Raw genomic sequence first — 20,660 nt, forward strand, 5'->3', positions numbered from 1 at the left:
GGTGCGCGCACGGGGCGACCGCACGGGTGGGTCGCTGTCGGAGCGCCCCGGTACGCTTTCCCGTATGAGCGCTGTCCCTCGTTCCGAAAAGCCGGTGGGCCGTTTCCGGCGGATGTTCGACCGGCTTTCCTCATCACAGGAGGATCTGGAGTCCGAGGAACTGCGGGAGGACGCCGAGACCGCGGGATGTACGCGCATCGGCGATTGCCACGACCGACAGATCGTGACGGTTACTGGTACCTTGCGCACGGTCACGCTGCGCCCGCGGGCCGGTGTCCCGGCCCTGGAGGCCGAGCTGTTCGACGGCTCGGCCGCGCTGGACCTGGTCTGGCTCGGCAGGCGTTCCATCGTCGGCATAGAACCGGGGCGCAAGCTCCTCGCTTCGGGCCGGATCTCGATGAGCCGGGGCCGCAGGGTGCTGTTCAATCCCAAGTACGAACTCAGACCGCTCGGACGGGAGTAGCCGGTGACGTCACTCGAGAAGCCGACCGAAGACGCCCAGCATGATGCGCGGGCGGTGACCGAGGCCGCGCTGTTCGAGGCGTTCGGCGGGGTGCGCGGCATGGTCGAGACCGTGGTGCCCGGTCTCTTCTTCGTCACCATCTTCACCATCAACAAGGACCTGCACTGGTCGGCGATCACCGCGCTCGGGGTGTCGCTGGTGCTCGTGGTCGTCCGCCTTGCCATGCGGGACACCGTGAAGCACGCCTTCAGCGGTGTGTTCGGTGTGGCGTTCGGCGTGGTCTTCGCGATGATGACCGGCAACGCGAAGGACTTCTATCTGCCGGGCATGCTCTACACGCTGGGCCTGTCCCTGGCGTACATCGTCACCACGCTCGCCGGAGTGCCCCTGATCGGGCTGATGCTCGGCCCGGTCTTCAAGGAGAACCTCTCCTGGCGCACCCGCAACCCGGGGCGCAAGAAGGCGTACACCAAGGCCAGTTGGGCCTGGGGGCTGATCCTGCTCGCCAAGTGCGCGATCCTGTTCCCCCTGTACTGGTGGGCCAACACCGCCCAGCTCGGCTGGGTGCTGATCGCGCTCAAGATCCCGCCCTTCCTGCTCGCCGTCTGGCTCACCTGGGTGTTCCTGGCGAAGGCGCCCGCGCCGATCGACGTGTTCGCGGAGATGGAAGCGGAAGAGCGGGCCGAGGAGGAGCGCAAGGCGACAGCGACGGCCACCGCCGAGGGGGAGTCCTGGGCGGCGGGGCGCCACCGCCGGGAGTCCTAGGGCCTGTTCTGGGCGGGCACGCCGCGGACGAGAAAGCGCTGGGGCGCACCGGAGGAGAAAGTGCCGGGGCGCCCCGACCCGGGGTAGGGGCCGGAGCACCCCGGAACCGACGCGTGCGCGGGTCTTAGCCCCAAGGCCGTTCAGAACGGCCTTGGCCCTAGCCCTGGCCCGCCGAGTCCTCCCGGCGTACCGAGAGCAGGTCCTCCAGCTGCCCCTCGCGCGCCTGGGCCGCCACGAACAGCAGTTCGTCGCCGGCCTCCAGGGAGTCCTCCTGGGACGGGGCCAGCACTCGGGTGCCGCGGATGATGGTCACCAGAGAGGTGTCCTGCGGCCACTCCACGTCACCGACCTGCGTGCCGGCCAGGGCCGACTCCGGAGGGAGGGTCAGCTCGACCAGGTTCGCGTCGCCGTGGCTGAAGCGCAGCAGGCGGACCAGATCGCCGACGCTCACCGCCTCCTCGACCAGCGCCGACATCAGGCGCGGGGTGGAGACGGCCACGTCCACGCCCCACGCCTCGTTGAACAACCACTCGTTCTTCGGGTTGTTCACGCGGGCGACGACGCGCGGAACGCCGTACTCCGTCTTCGCCAGCAGGGACACGACCAGGTTCACCTTGTCGTCGCCCGTCGCGGCGATCACCACATTGCAGCGCTGCAGCGCCGCCTCGTCCAGGGACGTGATCTCGCAGGCGTCGGCCAGCAGCCACTCCGCCTGCGGTACGCGCTCGACCGAGATCGCGGTGGGCGCCTTGTCGATCAGCAGGACCTCGTGCCCGTTCTCCAGCAGCTCGCCCGCGATCGAGCGACCCACGGCACCGGCACCGGCAATGGCGACCCTCATCAGTGCCCGCCCTCTCCTTCAGGCCCCTTGGCGAACGCCGCCTCGACCTTCTCGACGTCGTTCGTCCGCATCATCACGTGCACGAGGTCGCCCTCCTGCAGCACCGTCTGCGAGCTGGGGAGCATCGTCTCACCCAGCCGGGTGAGGAACGCCACGCGCACACCCGTCTCCTCCTGGAGCCGGCTGATCTTGTGCCCGACCCAGGCCGGGGAGGCGTGCACCTCGGCGAGCTGGACACCGCCGGTGGGGTCCCGCCACAGCGGCTCGGCGCCCGAGGGGAGCAGGCGGCGCAGCATCTGGTCGGCCGTCCATCGAACGGTCGCCACCGTGGGGATGCCCAGGCGCTGGTAGACCTCCGCACGGCGGGGGTCGTAGATACGGGCCGCGACGTTCTCGATGCCGAACATCTCTCGGGCCACGCGCGCGGCGATGATGTTCGAGTTGTCTCCGCTGGAGACGGCGGCGAAGGCGCCGGCCTCCTCGATGCCCGCCTCGCGCAGGGTGTCCTGGTCGAAGCCCACTCCGGTGACACGGCGGCCACCGAACCCGGAGCCCAGCCGTCGGAAGGCGGTGGGGTCCTGGTCGATCACGGCGACCGTGTGCCCCTGTTGCTCCAGGGTCTGGGCAAGAGCGGAGCCCACTCTTCCGCAGCCCATGATGACGATGTGCACGACCGTCCTTCCGATGTCAATGGTCACAGCTCGGTCGAAACCAAGAACAGGGTCTCAGACCGCCGTCCAAGCTACACATGCGTGGTCCGCGCAGGCACCCCCCTGCAGGTGTGCCGACGGTCTCGGGCGGTCAGCGGCGGCCGATGCGGGGAAGCCGTGCATACCGTGGATGCCGAGAACGCCGAGAAAATGTGAGGATTCCGAGGCCGACGAGCCGGACGAAGGCGGCGACCAGCCACACGAACACATGCACGGATCCTCCGGGGCGGCCACGGAAAGGGTTTTGTCGCAGCGGCACACAGAACTCCTCACCTGCGGAATCCGCAGTGCGCCCCCTCCTCGCATTCACTCGTGAGGCAGATCTCCATCAGCGGGTGGGCTACCCCCATACCGAGCCCTTACGATCCCTTGTTGTGTCCAAACTGACCGACGTGCCCAAACGCCTCCTCATCGGGCGCGCACTGCGCAGTGACCGGCTGGGGGAGACCCTCCTGCCCAAGCGCATCGCACTCCCCGTCTTCGCCTCCGACCCGCTCTCCTCCGTGGCCTACGCCCCGGGAGAGGTGCTGCTGGTCCTGTCCATCGCGGGCGTGTCGGCCTACCACTTCAGCCCCTGGATCGCGGTCGCCGTCATCGTGCTGATGTTCACGGTGGTCGCCTCCTACCGGCAGAACGTGCACGCGTACCCGAGCGGCGGCGGCGACTACGAGGTGGCGACCACCAATCTCGGGCCCAAGGCGGGCCTCACCGTCGCCAGCGCCCTGCTCGTCGACTACGTCCTCACCGTCGCGGTGTCGATCTCCTCCGGCATCGAGAACCTGGGCTCCGCGATCCCCTTCGTCGTCGAGCACAAGGTCCTCTGCGCGGTCGCGGTGGTCGTGCTGCTCACGCTGATGAACCTGCGCGGGGTCAAGGAGTCCGGGACGCTGTTCGCGATCCCGACGTACGTCTTCGTCGCGGGCGTGTTCATCATGATCGTGTGGGGCGCGTTCCGCGGGCTGGCCCTCGGGGACACCATGCGGGCACCCACGGCGTCGTACGAGATCAAGGCGGAGAACCAGGGGATCGCGGGATTCGCGCTCGTCTTCCTGCTGCTGCGCGCCTTCTCCTCCGGTTGTGCCGCGCTCACCGGCGTCGAGGCGATCTCCAACGGCGTCCCGGCCTTCCGCAAGCCCAAGTCCAAGAACGCGGCGACGACGCTCGCGATGATGGGCCTGCTCGCCGTCACGATGTTCTGCGGCATCATCGCGCTGGCCATGACGACCAAGGTCCACATGGCCGAGAACCCGGCCACCGACCTGCTCCACCACGGTGTCGCGCTGGGCCCCGGCTATGTCCAGAACCCGGTGATCTCACAGGTCGCCGAGGCCGTCTTCGGCAAGGGCAGTTTCCTGTTCATCGTGCTGGCCGCGGCCACCGCGCTGGTGCTGTTCCTCGCCGCGAACACCGCGTACAACGGCTTCCCGCTGCTCGGCTCGATCCTCGCCCAGGACCGTTATCTGCCGCGCCAGCTGCACACCCGAGGCGACCGCCTCGCCTTCTCCAACGGCATCGTGCTGCTCGCGGGCGCGGCCACCCTGCTGATCTTCATCTACGGCGCCGACTCGACCCGGCTGATCCAGCTGTACATCGTCGGCGTGTTCGTGTCGTTCACGCTGAGCCAGACCGGCATGGTCCGTCACTGGAACCGGCACCTCGCCGTCGAGCAGGACCAGGCCAAGCGCCGCCACATGATCCGCTCGCGCGCCATCAACACCTTCGGCGCCTTCTTCACCGGCCTGGTCCTGGTCGTCGTCCTCGTCACGAAGTTCACGCACGGCGCCTGGGTCGCCCTGCTCGGCATGTGCATCTTCTACGCGACGATGACCGCGATCCGCCGCCACTACGACAGGGTGTCGGAGGAACTGGCCGCTTCCGAAGGCCCCAGTGACGACAGCGCCCGCCCCTCGCGCGTCCACTCGGTGGTCCTCATCTCCAAGATCCACCGTCCGACGCTGCGGGCCCTGGCCTACGCCAAGCTGCTGCGCACGGACACCCTGGAGGCGCTCAGTGTCAACGTCGACCCGGCGGAGACGACGGTGCTCAAGGACGAGTGGGAGCGGCGCGGCATCGACGTACCGCTGAAGATCCTCGACTCGCCGTACCGGGAGATCACGCGACCGGTGATCGAGTACGTGAAGAGCCTGCGCCGCGAGTCCCCGCGTGACGCCGTTTCCGTGATCATCCCGGAGTACGTCGTGGGCCGCTGGTACGAGCACCTGCTGCACAACCAGAGCGCACTGCGGCTCAAGGGCCGGCTGCTGTTCACACCGGGTGTCATGGTGACCTCGGTGCCGTACCAGTTGCAGTCGTCCGAGCTGGCGAAGCAGCGGGCCCGCAGACGGCAGGACTGGAACGCGCCCGGCGCGGTGCGGCGCGGCCCGGCGGAGCAGCGCCCCAAGGAGTCGTCGGCCTCGCAGAGCTGAGCTTCCCGTCGCCCGGTTCTCATGGTGAACGGCCGGACGACAGCCACGTAGACTGGTGGGCTGTCGTCCGGCCGCGCCCGGTTGCGCGCCCGTCCCCCTCTCTGATCTGGAGTCGTCCCACCATGCAGGCAGAACCGAAGAAGTCGCTGGTGGGCGAGGAGTACGAGGTCGAGATCGGCCCCGTCGCCCACGGCGGCCACTGCATCGCCCGTACCGAGGCCGGCCAGGTCCTCTTCGTCCGGCACGCACTGCCCGGGGAGCGGGTGGTGGCCCGGGTGACGGAGGGCGAGGAGGGAGCCCGCTTCCTGCGCGCGGACGCGGTGCGGGTGCTGGAGGCGTCGAAGGACCGCATCGACGCGCCCTGCCCGTACGCGGGCCCCGGCCGCTGCGGCGGCTGCGACTGGCAGCACGCCAAGCCGGGCGCGCAGCGCCGGCTGAAGGGCGAGGTGATCGCCGAGCAGCTGTGGCGGCTCGCGGGCCTCACTCCCGAGGAGGCGGGCTGGGACGGCACGGTGGTTCCGGCCGAGGGCGACAAGCTGCCGGCCGGCGAGGTGCCGCAGTGGCGCACCCGGGTCCAGTACGCGGTGGACCCCTCCGGCAGGGCGGGGCTGCGCCGCCACCGCTCGCACGAGGTCGAACCGGTCGACCACTGCATGATCGCCGCCGAGGGCGTCAGCGAGCTGGGCATCGAGAAGCGGGACTGGACGGGCATGGACACCGTCGAGGCGATCGCGGCGACGGGGTCGCAGGACCGTCAGGTGATCCTGACGCCGAAGCCGGGCGCGCGGCTGCCGCTCGTCGAACTGGACAAGCCCGTCTCGGTTCTGCGGGTCGACGAGAAGACGGGGGGCGTGCACCGCGTCCATGGTCGCCCCTTTGTCCGCGAACGCGCCGACGGCCGCACGCACCGCGTCGGCGGCGGCGGCTTCTGGCAGATCCACCCGAAGGCGGCGGACACCCTGGTGACGGCGGTGATGCAGGGCCTGCTGCCGCGCAAGGGCGAGACCGCGCTCGACCTGTACTGCGGCGTCGGCCTCTTCGCCGGCGCCCTCGCGGACCGGCTCGGCGAGAAGGGCGCGGTGCTCGGCATCGAGTCCGGCAAGCGCGCGGTGGAGGACGCCCGGCACAACCTCGCCGACTTCCCCCGGGTGCGCATCGAACAGGGCAAGGTCGAGTCGGTCCTGCCGCGCACCGGCATCACGGAGGTCGACCTGATCGTCCTGGACCCGCCCCGCTCCGGCGCGGGCCGGCAGACCGTGTCCCACCTGTCGTCACTGGGCGCACGCCGCATCGCCTACGTCGCCTGCGACCCGGCGGCCCTCGCCCGGGACCTGGCGTACTTCCGGGACGGCGGGTACCGGGTGCGGACACTGCGGGCGTTCGATCTGTTCCCGATGACCGCGCACGTGGAGTGCGTGGCGATTCTTGAGCCTGCCGAGAAGGGTGTCTGACCTGCTGCTTTGTATTCCAGGTGGTTGATTCGACTTGTTTTCGCTCGCGGAATGCTTCGGCTGAGGTCCGCTTGTGCGGAACGGAGGTCTCGAGTGGCTGGTATCACCTCGCCACCTAGATACCAGTCCGGTATCATCGCTGTATGGCGATGACACTCCGACTCCCCGACGACCTTGACGCGAAGCTCACCGAGCGTGCTCGTCGGGAGCGCCGCAGCAAGCAGGAACTTGCCATTGAGGCCATCCGTGACGCCCAGAATCGGGCCGAGCTGAAGGTCGATGATGTCCTGGCCGAGCTCATGGACAGCGATGCGGAGATCCTGGACTACCTGAAGTGACCGAAGTGCGCTACATCCAGATCGACGAGATCCTGGCCATCGCCCGCACGGTCAACGGTACCGAGCACAGCGTGCGCGACATGGGACTTTTGGTGTCAGCGATCGAACGGCCCCGGACCAACGTGTTCGGAGCCGAGCTGTATCCCACGCTGCACGAGAAGGCGGCGGCACTGCTGCACTCCGTCGCCCGCAATCACGCGCTGATCGACGGCAACGAGCGCACCGCCTGGCTCGCCATGCGCGTCTTCCTGCGGTTCAACGGCGTCAGCGCAAGTACCGTCCCGCCGCCCGTCTCCATTGCCGGCCCGTTCGTCGAGGAGGTCGCGCAGGACGACATCGATGTACCGGTCATCGCCAAGCGCCTGTCGGTCTGGTTCCCCGTTTCCTGACGTTCGACGTCGTGAGGTCCGGGGCGGAACGAGTACGTTGCCTTGCCACCGGGGCCGCCGTCCTCCTCGCAGGGGTGTGGGCCGGGCTCGCCCGGGGCGCCGACGGCCACCTGCCGCTGCTGATCTCCGGCAGCTTGGCGCTCGCCCTCGCCGGCGCGCCGCCGGCCGTCGCCCGCTCACGGACCGCGGCCCGCTGACCGCGTCTTCGCCGTCGGCGTTACTGCGAAGGCTGCCGCACAAACACCTGGCGTGACAGGTTCTGATCAAAAATTTCTCCAAGTGCCTGACGCCTCCTTCCGCTCGTGATCAGGTCCCTGCGACGGCTGTATCAACGCCCGTTTGGGAGGACCTGGTGTCAGCACCAACCCGTAAGAGACGATGGCTCACGATCTGTGCCATCACCGCGTCGGCCGGACTCGTCGCGATACCCGCGAGTGCCGCGCCCGATCGGCACGGCAGCCCCTTCGGGGCCCGGACGCTCGCGCAACTCGCCAAGGAGCGGGAGCAGTCGGTGGGTGCCGTGAGCCCCAAGGTGAAGGGGGAGGACGGCGACGGCGGTAACGAGGCGGACGAGATCGCCGAGGGCGCGGACCAGTACGCCGAGGCCCGCACCTCGCCCGGCGTCGTCGCACCGGGCGCGTACGGTGCCGCCTGGGATGGCCTGAACAACCTGCCGAGCACCAGCGGCAGTTGGCGGCACGTCACGAATCGCCCGTACAACTCCGACGACCCGCGTTACCGCGACGTCGACTCCAACTCCAGTGGCGGTTCCGGCAACGTCACCGGCCGGATGGCCGCGATGGCGGCCGATGACGACGGGTACGTGTACGCGGGCAGTGCGGGCGGCGGCGTATGGCGCTCGCGCACCGGTGGCGGTCACTGGCAGCCCATCAGCGACCGGCTGCCCTCGCAGTCCACCGGTGCGCTGGCGCTGGACGGCGCCGGGCGGCTGTGGCTGGGCACCGGCGAGGCCAACACCAACGCGGATGCGTACCTGGGCAGTGGCGTGTACGTGCTGTCCGACCCGCACCATGGCACGTTCTCCACGCGCAGCCGGGTCGGTGGCGACGAGCTGGAGAGCACCACCGTCCGCCAGTTGCGGTTCGGAGCCGGCAAGGTGTGGGCCGCGACCAGCGAGGGCGTGTGGAGCCACTCCACGAAGACGCTCAGCGGCGCCTGGAAGCTGGAGTTCGCGCCCAACCCCGGCTATCTGCCGGGTGGTTCGAAGGCCAACGACGACAGCGCCGCGTACAAGAACATCACCAATGACATCGCCGTCGACCCCAAGGACCCCTCCAAGGTGATCCTGGCCGTCGGCTGGCGCAGCGGTGACGACTACAACGGCTTCTACACCAAGGTCGGCGGCAGCTGGCAGCGGATCACCAGCGGCTTCGGCGAGCTGCCGACCGACGCGGACAACGTCGGCACGGTCACCTTCGCCCGTTCCGCCGACGGCTCACGCTACTACGCCATCGACCAGTCGCCCGCGCAGATGGCGGCCAACCCGGACAGCGGCCTGGAAGGCATCTACAGCGCCGCTTCCCCGTTCGGACCCTGGACGAAGATCGCCGACTACAAGCAGCTGGCCACCGACGGTTCGGCGCTGACGACCAGCGGCTACATGCCGGGCGTACAGGCTTGGTACAACCAGTTCCTGACCGTCGACCCGGCCGACCCGAAGCACGTGTACGCGGGCCTGGAGGAGGTCTACGAGACGAAGGACGGCGGCAGCACCTGGTCGACCGTCGGCCCGTACTGGAACTTCACGTTCCCCTGCTGGAGCATCGACCCCGCCAAGCAGTCCGGTACCTGCGACCAGACCACCCACTCCGACCAGCACGGCGTGGCGATCGGCAGCTACCACGGCAAGAGCTACGTGTACGTCGGCAACGACGGCGGTGCCTACAAGCGCCCGGCCGACGGCTCCCAGGACGCCTCCGGGCACGCCACCGACTGGACCTCGCTCAACGACGGCACCATCGACACCCTCCAGTACTACTCCGTGGGAGTCGGCAAGGACCTCGACCACGGCGGTGTCTCCGTCACCGGCGGTCTGCAGGACAACGGCCAGTCCGTCCTGCGCAGCAACGACAAGGTGATGGGCTCCAACTTCGGCGGGGACGGCGGCGACACCCTCACCGACCCGGCCAACGGCTGCAACATCGCCGAGGAGTACGTCTACCTCGCCGTCCAGATCACCCAGAACTGCGGCGTCAACGACGGCTCCTGGACCACCGATCCCGGCAAGGCCACGTCGTACAACGTCGCCCCTGCCGACAACGCCACCAGCGAGGCCCGCTTCATCGCCCCGCTCGCGGCCGACATGAACAACAGCTCGACCTGGATCGCGGGCGGTCGGCACATCTGGGTGCAGACCCACGGTTACGCCATCCGCAGCGGTTCCGAGTGGAAGAGCGTGTACGACCTCGGCGCCGGCCGCACCGCGACCGCCGTCGCGGCCTCGGGCGGCAAGGTCTACGCCGCCTGGTGCGGCCCCTGCAACAACCAGGGCTTCGCCCGCGGCATCTCCGTCGGCAACGCGGACGGCACCGGCTGGCACGACATCACCCTGCCCGTGGACGGAACCGTCCCCAACCGCTACCTCAGCGGCTTCGCCATCGACCCGAAGAACGCCGACCACGTGTTCCTCGCGGTCAACGGCTTCTCCCGGCACTGGACGGAGGGACCCGGCGCCGGCGTCGGCCACGTCTTCGAGTCCACCGACGGCGGCACCACCTGGAAGGACATCTCGGCCAACCTCCCGGACGTGCCGACCAACTCCGCCGTCGTCACGGCGAACGGCGGTCTGGCCGTCGCCACCGACCTGGGCGTCGTCTGCCGGGCGCCGGGCCGCACCACGTGGCAGCGCGTCGGCTCCCTTCCGGCCGTCGCCGTGCTCCAGCTGAAGCTGAGCCCAGACGGCAGCACGCTGTACGCGGCCACACACGGCCGTGGCATCTCCTCGATCGGGGCGCGTGACTGCGCCTGACGGTGAGGTGGAGGGGTGATCCCGGATGCCGGGGTCACCTCTCCTTCGGGTACGGGACCACCGTGACGTCGAGCGTGAAAGCGCCGCGCGCCGCGCCCGCCACGTCCGGCGCCTTGGCCGGCGCGGTGACCTTGCGGTGCCGGCCCGGGTGCCGCGTCGGGGTTCACTGACACCGCCGGTGTCGCCCAGGGGCTGGAGGCGAAGGCGGGCAAGCTCGTGGGCGTGCTGTTCGCGATCGCGCTCCTGGACGCCTCGATCATCGGCGCGTTCGCGGTTTCGCTGTCCACCGCGTACGCCATCGGTGACGTGCTGGGCATGAAGCACTCGCTGCACCGCGGGGTGGGCGGCGCCAAGGGCTTCTACGCCGTCTACGCCAGACTGGTCGCCGCCGTGATCGTGCTGATCCCGGGCTTGCCGCTGGGCCTGCTGACCGAGGGCGTACAGACGCTCGCCGGGGTGCTGCTGCCATCCGCGTCGGTGTTCCTGCTGCTGCTCTGCAACGACAAGGCCGTGCTCGGCCCGTGGATGAACGGCCCGAAGACCAACGCGTTCACCTCGGCCGTGGTCGGAGTCCTGGTCACCCTGTCGATCATCCTGACCGCATCGGTCCTGTTCCCCGGCATCACCTCCGGGGCGATCCTCGACATCATGGCCGCCTGTGGCGTCGTCGGGGTGGCGGCTGCCGGCTACGCGTTCACCCGCCGCCACACGGGCACCAAGGAGGACCCGATCGACCGGACCGGCAAGGACGAGTGCGGATGCCGCCGCTGCAGACGCTGACCCGGCCGACCATGTCCAGCGCCCGCAAGATCGGCATGGGCGCCCTGCGGACCTACCTGCTCATCGCGATGGTCCTGGTCGTCATCAAGATCGTCCAGGTTGCACTCGGCAACTGAGGTCCGCTGGTCACCAGCACGTCCTGGGACACCGGCCCGGCCCGGCGCCCCAGGACGGTCAGAACAACACCTCCGCCACTTTGCTCACCGGAGGACGTCCGCGATGCTCGCTGCCATTGACCTCGTCCAGCCCGCGGCACCGCCCGCCGGCGAGGACCTCCTGATGACCGCCTCGTCGACGCCCTGGGCATGGTCGAGATCCCCGAGCCGCCGGTGCCGGCCGCTCGGGCGGCGTCTGGCTCGCGACCGCCGGCGACAGCGTCCAGCTCCACCTGGGCATCGAGACTCCTTCGGGCGCTGGCCTGACGGCATCGGGGCGGCGCCCGCTCTCAGGCAACCCGGGGCAGGGACTTGTGGCCCCAGGACAACGGCTCGGTGACGGGCCAGGATGGAACAGGAAGGGAGAGTTTGTCATGCGGACCCTGCCTCACCCGCGCACCGGCGAAGGTGCCGTCGTGCTGGGGGTGCTCACACTGATCGTGCTGGAGATGACCGCGCTGGCCACGGCGCCCGCCCGGGACCGGCCGCTCGTCAGTGGGGCTCTCATCGGCGCGGCCACCGCCGCGTTCGTCGTGGTGGCAGCCATGTGGCACAGCCACCGGAACGCCGCCCGCAACGCCCGGCGGTGCCTGCCGGAAGCGGTCGATGAGTCGTGGTTCACCGCCCGCACGCTGGACGGCTTCCCCATGGAGGCCGTACGCCCGCATCTGCTCGGCAAGAACGCGCCCAGTCTCGACCGCCTGTACACCGCGTGGATCTTTGCCACTCAAGGCCAGGATGCCGCCTGGCTGGCACGCAACCTCGACCTGCCCGAAGATCTCATGGATCTCCTGGTCGAGGCCGCTCGGCAGCATCACTGACCGGCCGAGGCCCGGTCAGGAGCTGCCGAGCCGGATCGCCTTGATGAGCAGCAGCAGCGCGCTGAGGATCAGGTAGCCGCGCAGCGCCATCATGCCCAGGCGAGTGCCGGCCGACCAGCGCACCGGCCGCAGGAGTGCCAGGGGCGGCATGCGCCAGGCGAGCTTCTCGGCCTGCGACATCACGGGCGCCTTGTGAGCGGGCATGCGGCGCCCGGCGACGCGGAGCACGACGGCGGTCGTGATCAGGCCCACGACCAGTGCGATCGCCAGCCAGATGGTGAGGCGGGTGACGTTGATCGTGGGGAAGAGCGTGGTGGCCATCAGCGTGCCGGAAAGCATCAGGAGGGTGGCGATGATGACGGTGGCCAGGACGTTCAGCCAGCGCGGGTTGACCCAGGGGCCGAGCACCTCGGTGTCGTTGCACAGCAGGAGCAGGAACACGCTCGCGGAGGGCAGCAGCAGTCCGGCGAGGGCCTGCACGGCTTCCGTCATCAGGCCGAGCGGCGCGCCCGGGATGAGGACGATGGCGGCCGCGAACAGGACCAGCAGGGTGTAGGAGGCGTAGAACTGCTTGGCCTCGCCGAAGCTGCGGTGCAGGGAGTGGCGCAGGTTGAACACGTCACCGAAGGCGTAGCTGGTGGCCAGCGTGACGGCGGCCGCGCCGATGATGCTGGAGTCCAGCAGGACGACGGCGAACAGCACGCCCAGTACCGGGTGGTGGCGGCCGAGGGTGTCGGCGACTCCGGCGGCGTCCGTGAAGTGGCCGTGGGCGGCGGTGCCCCGGGCCGCGAAGTCGGCGATCATGATCAACGCGGCGGCGCCCGCGACGACCACGAGGGAGCCCATCACCGTGTCGGCGCGCTCGTAGCCGATGAAACGCGGGGTGATGCGTTTGTCGATGACGTTGGACTGCTGGAAGAACAGCTGCCAGGGCGCGACGGTGGTGCCGACCAGCGCGATGATCAGCAGGACGGCTTCGCTGGTGGCGCCGCCCTGGATGCCGGGCACCACGAAGTCATGGGCGGCGCGGCCCCACTGCGGCCGGGACATCAAGGTCAGTGGGATCAGCAGCAGGCTGGCGCCGATGAAGGCGAACATCGCTCTCTCCCAGCGGCGGAAGGAACCGCTGGCTGTCACGGCGACAAGGACGGCAGCGGCCACCGGAACGACGACGTACCGCGAGACACCGAGATGTTCCGCGCCCAGGGAGATGCCGATGAACTCGGTCACGATGGTGAGGAAGTTCAGCAGAAAGAGGTCGCCGACACTGAACCAGCCCCAGAAACGTCCGAACCGCTCGGTGATCAGACGCGCGTGGCCGACGCCGGTGACCGCGCCCAGCCGTACGACCATCTCCTGATTGACGATCAGGACCGGGATGAGCAGGAGCAGCACCCAAAGGAGCGAGTAGCCGTAGTTCTGGCCCGCCTGTGCGTACGTGGCGATGCCGCCCGCGTCGTTGTCACCGACCATCACGATGATGCCGGGGCCGACGATGGCCAGCAGGGTCAGCAGCCGGGCCTTGAACCCGGGGTGCTCCTCGACGCGCTCGCGGGGGACGCGTCCGAAGGCGCCCCGGATCTCGCCGAGGTGGGCTTCGTCGAGTACGGCACTGGGCCGCGCCCGGCGGGATTGCGGCGGGCCGGGGCGGGGGGCAGGCTTCCTCGCCGGGGAGCCGGGGCCGGCGGCGGCCCTCCCCGCGGGCGGTTCGGCGGGACGCTCCGTAGGCGGCCCCGCTGGGCCCATGCGCTCCGAAGGCTCCGGGGGCCGCTCGCGCCCTGCCGGACGAGGCTTTGCCGGTTCGGCCGGGCCGTCGGCGCGGCTCGGGGGCTTGGGATGCTCGGGTCCAGGTTGGGGCGAGGGCTCGGGGCGGGAGGGCTGGCCGGGGCGTGCCGGGGGCTCGGGGCGGCCCGTTCCGGTGGGCCGGTCGTCCGCGTTCATGATGCGGGTGGCATGTCGTGCGGGGAGTGTCGGGGGCCGGCCTCCTCCATGCGGTGGGCCGGGTGCGGGGCCGGCTCGCGTCGCCGCCAGTCCTCCGGGATGACAACCTCCAGGACGTCGTCGACTGTGATGACGCCCAGGATGCGGTCCTCGGCATCCACCACCGGGACGGTGAGCAGGTTGTAGTCCGTCATGAGCAGGGCGACATCCTCGACATCGGTGTCCGGCCCGACCCGGACCGGATCACGGTCCGCCACCTCGTCCAGCCGCGCGGCCGGATCGGCCTGCAGCAACTCCACGAGGGTGACCACACCGAGCAGCCGCTGCTCCTCCCCGACCAGATACGCGCTCGTCAACGCCTGGGGCTGCAGGGCACGCGCCTCACCCGCCGCCTGAAGCACCTCCGCGACGGTGCTGCCGCCCGCCATGGCCAGGACGTCGAGCGCCATCAGCCCTCCCGCGCTCGAGGGGTTGAAGCCCATCAGCGTCAGCACCTTGGTGTGCTGCCCTGCGGGGAGCGCGTCCAGGATGGGCTGGCGCCGGCTCTGCGGCAGGTCGTTGATGGCGTCTGCGGCGTCGTCGGCGCGCATACGGGCAATGACCTGGGCGATCTCGGCGTTGCTGCGTTCGCCCAGCAGGCGGGTCTGCGAGTCGGGCTCCAGCTCCTCGAACACGTCGGCTTCGAGCTCGGGGTCGGCGTGGACGGTCTGCAGGATCTCGTGGGACTCGGTGCGATTGGCGTCCTCCAGGAGATCGGCGAGGTCTGCGGGCTTCAGGCGGCCGAGGCGGGCGAACGGCCCTCGCACCCGGGCGGAGCGGGCGTGGCCGATCAACGGCTCGAAGGACTTCCAGTCCCGCCAGTCGGGCTGGGCGGCATGCCCCCTGACGAGACTCCACAGGCGTGGCGGCCGCCTGGTGTCCAGGCAGGTCAGGACCCACTGGTCCAGCTGCTGCTCCAGCGCGATGTCGTACGCCCGGACCAGCTCGACGCCGGCCACGTCGATGACCCGGTGGCCCAGCACGTCCGCCCTCAGCAGCACCTCGCCCTCGCGCCGTTCGAAGTGGCGCAGATCGACCCGTGGGCTCGCCAGCGTGATCTTGTCCGTGTCCAGGTCGGCGACCTGTTCGGCGGGCAGGAACACCGTCCGTCCGCCCACCCGGGCGACCAGCCCGGTGACCAGCGGATAGTCGCGCCCCCGCAGTCGCACGATGACGTCGGCGAGCCTCCCCACCACCTCACCGTCGTCGCCGACCACCGGCCTGCGGAGAAGCCGAGCGAGATGCATGACGCGGTCCACACCACCACGCTAGACATAAAGGCGCCAACAAGGACAGAAGGGGCGGTTACGTGTCCTGGATTCCGGCAGGCTGTGGCTTGCTCGGCCTCGCGGGCGGCGTGGGTGTCCGCCCGGCCGGAAGCGTGGGGCTGATGGTGTCCAGGGTGGCCGACGCTGCGACGAGTGGAGTGACCAGGGCGGGACTGCGCGCCGCCGACGGGCTACGGGCCGCAGCCGCCGCTCGCGCCGCGCCCCCCGCACCCCTGCCGCCGGGAACGCGGGTTGTTGCTGATGGGCGCCTCCCGAAGCGGGGTATGGGGTCAGGCGGCGCCCGCTGAAATCCACCTTTGCACGACGGATTCCGGCAGGTGACCGTCTGCGGCGATGACGTGCTCGGGTATGCCGCTGCGCCAGGCGTCGACCGCGGCTCGGCGCAGGCCGGCGGCCCGGGAGGCGAGCCCCGCGCGCAACGCATCCGCGGAACCGGCTGCCAGTTCCGGGGCGTCCTCCGCCAGTCGCCGGGCCGCCTGACGGACGGCGTGGCGGGCGCTGCGGATGTCGAGGTCGTTCATGCCGCCGCCTCCCGTTCCGTGTCCACGGACGTGTCGTCCAGGTGCCAGTGCAGGTCGCGGACGCCCGGTTCCAGGGACAGCCGGGCGATGAGCTGCTCCAGGCTCCGGGCGGGATCGCCGGTCAGGGAGACAGTCGCCCTGAGCTCTGTGCTCTCCTGGCCGTCGCGCCGCACCCGCAGCCCGGTCGGCGCGAGCCCGTCGTTGCTCAGGGCTTGGAGCAGCAGCGCGCGGACGTGGGTCTCGTCGGCTCGGTCGCAGACCAGGTGGACCGTGGCCCCCATGCCCTCGTTGTCGGGGTCGCGCTGCGGGACGCGGTCGATCAGGCGGCCTGCCGGACGCAGCAGCAGGTGTACGGCGATGACAACGGCCGTGCCGATGAGGCACAGGTCCAGTCGGCCGGAGGCTGCGAGCACGCCGACCGCTGCCGAACACCACAGCGTGGCCGCGGTGTTGAGGCCGCGCACGCCGCCGCCCTCGCGCAGGATGACGCCGCCGCCGAGGAAGCCGATGCCGGAGACCACGTAGGAGGCGACGCGGGTGGGGCTTCCGGGGTCGCCGACCGCCTCGCTGTAGAGGACGAACAGCGTGGCGCCGACCGCCACGAGGGCGTTGGTGCGCAGTCCCGCCATGCGGGCACGCCACTGGCGCTCGACGCCGATCAGGGCGCCGCAGCCGACGCCGACCGCGAGCCGGAGTGCGAAGTCGAAGGTGGTCAGGTTCGCCATGAGGACCTCCCTGGCGCCGCCAGGCGGGACAGGTCGAGGGCGTGGCAGCCGTGGTCCGGGAAGGGGGCTAGCCGACGCCCGAGGAGCAAGGGGACACGGGGATGCCGGGCCTGACGAGGCCCGTACTACTGCTACTGCAGTCCATGCCGCTCACCTCCTCCGTTCCTCCGCCGGCCGGATCCTGACCTTCCGGCACTCAAAGCAAACTCATTGTTGCACATCGACGCAATTAGAGCAGTGTGGCCCTGGTCTCAACGGCCGAGTGTCGCCGGAACCCGCCTGCCCTTGCAGTCGCCGGGGCTGACGGTGACCTGCGCAGATGCCTGCGAAGCGGGGTCCCGGCAGGCGCCAGACGCTATTTGCGTATTGACGCAATGACCGGCACACTACGTGTCGGCACCCACGTGCCCCGGCACGAGGCCCAGTGCTCCTTGTCCAACGGAATCGCATGACTGAACGGAGGCGCTGTGGACGCCGACCCACCCAGTCCTGGCTGCCTCATCGGCAGTCTCTGATCACTTCCGTACCCGACGGCCATGAACGCCCCCGAGGGTTCGTCCGGCCGTGACGGAAGGCCGCGGCTGTGCGCGCCCCGCGCCCCCACTCGCGGCACCCACCCGCTCTCACTCTCCACTTTCTTTAGTGGTTTCTTGCCATGCCGCGCCATGCTGCCCCGGGCTTCGGCGTGACTGCCTGTGCGGTCGCGCCCGGGTGCCAGTGTGGCCCGAGCGTGGTTGGAGGTTCATGTGATGTCGTTCCGGACGAGCACGACGGCGACGCGGTCGTCGTTCTCCGCTCGGTTCACGGGCCGCCTGTCCCGCCTGTCCTGGGTGGACATCGTGGTCGCCGCCGCCGTGCTGGTACTGCTGTACGTCGCCCTGCGGGTCGGCAAGGGGACCACGGTCGCCTTCTCCATCAGCCGACACGCCAAGGTCGACACCAGCGTCAGCCAGCTGCCCTATGACGCGGCCCGCTCGCTGCTACGCATGTTCGTCGCGCTGGGCGTCTCCACCGTCTTCACCTTCGTCTACGCCTACACCGCGGCCACATCCCGCCGCCTGGAGCGCATCCTGATCCCGGCGCTGGACATCCTGCAGTCCGTCCCCGTCCTCGCCTTCCTGACGGTGGCCGTGACCGGGTTCGTCGCCCTGTTCCCGGGTTCGATGCTGGGCCTGGAGTGTGCGTCGATCTTCGCGATCTTCACATCGCAGGCGTGGAACATGACGTTCAGCTTCTACCACTCCCTCACCTCCCTTCCTCGTGAACTCGACGAGCTGTCACGGTCGTTCGGCTTCACCCGGTGGATGCGGTTCTGGAAGGTGGAACTGCCCTCCGGCATGATCGGCCTGGTCTGGAACGGCATGATGAGCTTCGGCGGCGGCTGGTTCTTCCTCGTCGCCTCCGAGGCCGTCACCCTCGGCAACACCAGCTACACCCTGCCCGGCGTCGGCTCCTACGCCGGAGCCGCGATCACCGACGGCAACCTCGGCAAGGTCGGGTGGGCCATCCTCACCATGGCGATCATGGTGATCGGTGTGAACTTCCTGTTCTGGCGTCCCCTGACGGCCTGGGCGGAGAAGTTCAAGAACGAGCAGTCCGAGGCGAGCGAAGTCCAGCGGTCGTTCGTCCTGGACTTCCTGCGCCGCTCGCACTGGCCGCAGCTGCTGGGCCGCGCCCTGCGTCCCGCCGGGCGGGCCATGAACAAGGCGGGGCGGGTCTTCGGCGTCGACGACCACCCGCTCGTGGTCGACCGCACGAGGCAACGGACCGGCGACATCGCCTTCGCCCTCGTCGCCGGAGGGCTGATCGTCTGGGGTCTGGTCGACCTCTTCGGTTACGTCCACGACCACACCGGCCTCGGCGTGTTCGGCGAACCGCTGCTGCTCGGGCTGGCCACGCTTGCCCGCGTCGTCGTACTGGTCGCCGTCGCAACCCTGGTGTGGGTGCCGATCGGGGTGAAGATCGGCTTCTCGCCGAAGCTGACCCGCATCGCCCAGCCCGTCGTCCAGGTCCTTGCGTCCTTCCCCGCCAACTTCCTCTTCCCGCTGGCGGTGTGGTTCTTTCTCAAGACCGGGCTGACGATCAACATCGGCGGCGTGTTCCTGATGGCGCTCGGCGCCCAGTGGTACATCCTCTTCAACACCATCGCCGGCGCCATGGCCATCCCCACCGACCTGCGCGAGGCCATGGACGACCTGGGCGTCACCGGCTGGCAGCGGTGGAAGCGGCTGATCATCCCGGGGATCTTCCCGGCGTACGTCACCGGCGGCATCACCGCCTCCGGCGGAGCCTGGAACGCCTCGATCGTCTCCGAGGTCGTCGGCTTCGGCGGCACCACGCTGGCCGCGACCGGCCTGGGCGCCTACATCGCCCACGCCACCGCGGCCGCCAATTTCCCCAAGCTGATCGCGGGCGTGGCGGTGATGAGCCTGTACGTCGTCGGCCTCAACCGCTTCTTCTGGCGCCGCCTGTACCGGCTGGCCGAGTCGCGCTACTCCCTCTGAACTTCCCTCCCTCTAGGACCTCTCATGGCGATGAACACCCTCACCACGGCCAAGGACCTGCGCGCCGCCGACGGCGAACTGCTGCTGGAGACCGTCGGCCTGACCAAGTCCTATGCCGGCGCCGACCGCGAACTGCCCGTCCTGTCCGGCATCGACCTCCAGATCCGCGCCGGCGAAGTCGTCGCCCTGCTCGGCAAGTCCGGCTCTGGCAAGTCCACCCTCCTGCGCTGCCTGGCCGGCCTCGTGCCCGCCAGCTCCGGCACCGTCACCTACAAGGGCACCCCGCTGACCGGCGCCAACCCCGGCACGGCGATGGTGTTCCAGACCTTCGCGCTGCTCCCTTGGCTGACCGTGCAGCAGAACGTCGAACTGGGCTTGGAGGCCAAGGGAGTCGGTGCCGCCCAGCGCGCCGAGGCAGCCCGGCAGGCCATCGACCTGATCGGCCTGGACGGCTTCGAGTCCGCCTATCCCAAGGAACTGTCCGGCGGCATGCGCCAGCGCGTCGGCTTCGCCCGTGCCCTCGTGGTCGAGCCGGACGTCCTGATGATGGACGAGCCGTTCTCCGCCCTCGACGTGTTGACCGCCGAGAACCTGCGCGGCGAGCTGATGGAACTGTGGGAGTCCGGCCAGTTCCCCACCCGTGCCATCGTCCTCGTGACGCACAACATCGAAGAGGCCGTCCTGATGGCCGACCGGATCGTCGTCCTCGGCTCGCGCCCCTACGGCCAGATCCGTGAGGTCTTCGAGGTTGGCCTGGACCGCCCGCGCGACCGGAATTCGACCGCCTTCGAGGACCTGATCGACCGCGTCTACCGCACCATGACCGGCCGCCAGAAGGAGGGCCGCACCCCGGGCCGCGCCGAAGCCGTGGAGCTGGACAAGCGCACCCCCGCCAACACCCCGCTCCCGCAGGCCAGCGTCGACGGCCTGTCCGGTCTGGCGGAGATGGTGTTGCATCGCGGCGGTCGCTGCGACCTGGCCGACCTCGCCGACGACCTCGGCCTGGCCGTGGACGACATCCTCCCGCAGGTGGACGCCCTCGAACTGCTCGGCTTCGCCCAGGTGACCGGCGACGACCTGCTGCTCACCGACACCGGCACGGCGTTCGCGAGCGCGGACGTCCAGGAGTCGAAGAAGATCTTCGCCGAGGCGGTCCTCAACCACGCCCCGCTGGTCCAGCTCATCACCCGCAGCCTGCGTCAGAACCCCGGCCGCGTCCTGCGCGCCGGTTTCTTCCGCGACATCCTGGCCCACCACTTCACCAGCGAGCAGGTCACCGAGCAGCTGGAGGCGGCCACCGACTGGGGCCGTTACGCCGAGCTGTACTCCTACGACGCCGAGCCGCAGGAGTACAGCCTCGATGAGGAGGACGACACCGGCTCGCGGATGCAGTAAGAGCTCCGGACAAAATGGGCGCCCGGCTCGCGGCGCCTGGCACGCAATCCCCCAAGCCGTGCAAGCCGGCCAACGCTGTGCTCGGCATCGCGGAAGCACACATCCTCGATGCCGAGGC

The 20,660-nt window shown here is 69.8% G+C and carries 17 protein-coding genes and 1 pseudogene; 12 read left to right on the top strand and 6 right to left on the bottom strand.

All coding sequences use genetic code 11. The features are described 5' to 3' along the window. Positions 1–64: 64 nt before the first annotated feature. Both ACWD5Q_RS25975 and ACWD5Q_RS25980 read left to right on the top strand, forming a co-directional pair. Entirely contained in the window at positions 65–463 is a 399-nt protein-coding gene (locus ACWD5Q_RS25975; RefSeq protein WP_451429452.1) for an OB-fold nucleic acid binding domain-containing protein, read from the top strand. A gap of 3 nt (positions 464–466) precedes the next feature. Further along, positions 467–1,228 (top strand): DUF3159 domain-containing protein, encoded by a 762-nt coding sequence (locus tag ACWD5Q_RS25980; RefSeq protein WP_451429453.1) that lies wholly within the window; start codon positions 467–469, stop codon positions 1,226–1,228. 157 nt (positions 1,229–1,385) lie between these two features. Here ACWD5Q_RS25980 and ACWD5Q_RS25985 read toward each other — a convergent pair whose 3' ends face one another. Both ACWD5Q_RS25985 and ACWD5Q_RS25990 read right to left on the bottom strand, forming a co-directional pair. Next, complete coding sequence (locus ACWD5Q_RS25985) at positions 1,386–2,069, bottom strand: potassium channel family protein (RefSeq protein ID WP_451429454.1); 684 nt, start codon at positions 2,067–2,069, stop codon at positions 1,386–1,388. Next, entirely contained in the window at positions 2,069–2,740 is a 672-nt protein-coding gene (locus ACWD5Q_RS25990; protein ID WP_451429489.1) for a potassium channel family protein, read from the bottom strand. The genes ACWD5Q_RS25985 and ACWD5Q_RS25990 overlap by 1 nt, the downstream gene beginning before the upstream one ends. Positions 2,741–3,153: 413 nt before the next feature. Between ACWD5Q_RS25990 and ACWD5Q_RS25995 the strand changes: the two genes are divergently transcribed. The 8 genes and pseudogenes from ACWD5Q_RS25995 (at position 3,154) to ACWD5Q_RS26030 (ending at position 12,128) form a co-directional block, all read left to right on the top strand. Next, entirely contained in the window at positions 3,154–5,205 is a 2,052-nt protein-coding gene (locus ACWD5Q_RS25995; RefSeq protein WP_451429455.1) for an APC family permease, read from the top strand. A gap of 122 nt (positions 5,206–5,327) precedes the next feature. Beyond that, positions 5,328–6,656 (top strand): class I SAM-dependent RNA methyltransferase, encoded by a 1,329-nt coding sequence (locus ACWD5Q_RS26000; RefSeq protein ID WP_451429456.1) that lies wholly within the window; start codon positions 5,328–5,330, stop codon positions 6,654–6,656. Positions 6,657–6,799: 143 nt separating this feature from the next. Next, positions 6,800–6,994, top strand: coding sequence for a ribbon-helix-helix protein, CopG family (locus ACWD5Q_RS26005; RefSeq protein WP_147995503.1), 195 nt, complete (start codon positions 6,800–6,802; stop codon positions 6,992–6,994). Then, positions 6,991–7,383: a type II toxin-antitoxin system death-on-curing family toxin gene (locus ACWD5Q_RS26010; protein WP_451429457.1), complete on the top strand. Its 393-nt coding sequence runs from the start codon at positions 6,991–6,993 to the stop codon at positions 7,381–7,383. The genes ACWD5Q_RS26005 and ACWD5Q_RS26010 overlap by 4 nt, the downstream gene beginning before the upstream one ends. A gap of 11 nt (positions 7,384–7,394) precedes the next feature. Next, the gene (locus ACWD5Q_RS26015; RefSeq protein WP_451429458.1) at positions 7,395–7,580 is read left to right on the top strand and encodes a hypothetical protein; all 186 of its coding nucleotides are present in this window, start codon (positions 7,395–7,397) and stop codon (positions 7,578–7,580) included. 155 nt (positions 7,581–7,735) lie between these two features. Then, complete coding sequence (locus ACWD5Q_RS26020; protein ID WP_451429459.1) at positions 7,736–10,372, top strand: glycosyl hydrolase; 2,637 nt, start codon at positions 7,736–7,738, stop codon at positions 10,370–10,372. 153 nt (positions 10,373–10,525) lie between these two features. After that, positions 10,526–11,268: pseudogene (locus tag ACWD5Q_RS26025) on the top strand (divalent metal cation transporter); the annotation flags it as partial. A gap of 413 nt (positions 11,269–11,681) precedes the next feature. Then, positions 11,682–12,128 (top strand): hypothetical protein, encoded by a 447-nt coding sequence (locus ACWD5Q_RS26030; RefSeq protein ID WP_451429460.1) that lies wholly within the window; start codon positions 11,682–11,684, stop codon positions 12,126–12,128. 15 nt (positions 12,129–12,143) lie between these two features. On the opposite strand, the gene ACWD5Q_RS26035 is transcribed toward ACWD5Q_RS26030, so the two are convergent. The 4 genes from ACWD5Q_RS26035 to ACWD5Q_RS26050 form a co-directional block, all read right to left on the bottom strand. Beyond that, positions 12,144–13,874, bottom strand: coding sequence for a divalent metal cation transporter (locus ACWD5Q_RS26035; protein ID WP_451429461.1), 1,731 nt, complete (start codon positions 13,872–13,874; stop codon positions 12,144–12,146). Between the two features lie 191 nt (positions 13,875–14,065). Beyond that, a complete protein-coding gene (locus ACWD5Q_RS26040) occupies positions 14,066–15,355 on the bottom strand; it encodes a magnesium transporter MgtE N-terminal domain-containing protein (protein WP_451429462.1) in 1,290 nt (429 codons plus the stop codon). A 311-nt stretch (positions 15,356–15,666) separates the two neighbouring features. After that, positions 15,667–15,918: a hypothetical protein gene (locus ACWD5Q_RS26045; RefSeq protein ID WP_451429463.1), complete on the bottom strand. Its 252-nt coding sequence runs from the start codon at positions 15,916–15,918 to the stop codon at positions 15,667–15,669. After that, on the bottom strand, positions 15,915–16,643 hold the full coding sequence (locus ACWD5Q_RS26050; protein WP_451429464.1) for an MgtC/SapB family protein: 729 nt from the start codon (positions 16,641–16,643) through the stop codon (positions 15,915–15,917). Before ACWD5Q_RS26050 ends, ACWD5Q_RS26045 begins: the two co-directional genes overlap by 4 nt. Before the next feature lie 749 nt (positions 16,644–17,392). Between ACWD5Q_RS26050 and ACWD5Q_RS26055 the strand changes: the two genes are divergently transcribed. After that, entirely contained in the window at positions 17,393–19,147 is a 1,755-nt protein-coding gene (locus ACWD5Q_RS26055; protein ID WP_451429465.1) for an ABC transporter permease, read from the top strand. Between the two features lie 24 nt (positions 19,148–19,171). Beyond that, entirely contained in the window at positions 19,172–20,542 is a 1,371-nt protein-coding gene (locus ACWD5Q_RS26060; RefSeq protein ID WP_451429466.1) for an ABC transporter ATP-binding protein, read from the top strand. Positions 20,543–20,660: the final 118 nt, after the last annotated feature.

The organism is Streptomyces sp. NPDC002513 (assembly GCF_053595355.1).

Bases quoted from the DNA above. Each gene is read 5' to 3' on its own strand.
- ACWD5Q_RS25975 (WP_451429452.1), top strand. From the start codon at position 65: ATGAGCGCTGTCCCTCGTTCCGAAAAGCCGGTGGGCCGTTTCCGGCGG.
- ACWD5Q_RS25985 (WP_451429454.1), bottom strand. From the start codon at position 2,069: ATGAGGGTCGCCATTGCCGGTGCCGGTGCCGTGGGTCGCTCGATCGCG.
- ACWD5Q_RS26000 (WP_451429456.1), top strand. From the start codon at position 5,328: ATGCAGGCAGAACCGAAGAAGTCGCTGGTGGGCGAGGAGTACGAGGTC.
- ACWD5Q_RS26005 (WP_147995503.1), top strand. From the start codon at position 6,800: ATGGCGATGACACTCCGACTCCCCGACGACCTTGACGCGAAGCTCACC.
- ACWD5Q_RS26030 (WP_451429460.1), top strand. From the start codon at position 11,682: ATGCGGACCCTGCCTCACCCGCGCACCGGCGAAGGTGCCGTCGTGCTG.
- ACWD5Q_RS26035 (WP_451429461.1), bottom strand. From the start codon at position 13,874: ATGGGCCCAGCGGGGCCGCCTACGGAGCGTCCCGCCGAACCGCCCGCG.
- ACWD5Q_RS26040 (WP_451429462.1), bottom strand. From the start codon at position 15,355: ATGCATCTCGCTCGGCTTCTCCGCAGGCCGGTGGTCGGCGACGACGGT.
- ACWD5Q_RS26045 (WP_451429463.1), bottom strand. From the start codon at position 15,918: ATGAACGACCTCGACATCCGCAGCGCCCGCCACGCCGTCCGTCAGGCG.
- ACWD5Q_RS26050 (WP_451429464.1), bottom strand. From the start codon at position 16,643: ATGGCGAACCTGACCACCTTCGACTTCGCACTCCGGCTCGCGGTCGGC.
- ACWD5Q_RS26055 (WP_451429465.1), top strand. From the start codon at position 17,393: ATGTCGTTCCGGACGAGCACGACGGCGACGCGGTCGTCGTTCTCCGCT.
- ACWD5Q_RS26060 (WP_451429466.1), top strand. From the start codon at position 19,172: ATGGCGATGAACACCCTCACCACGGCCAAGGACCTGCGCGCCGCCGAC.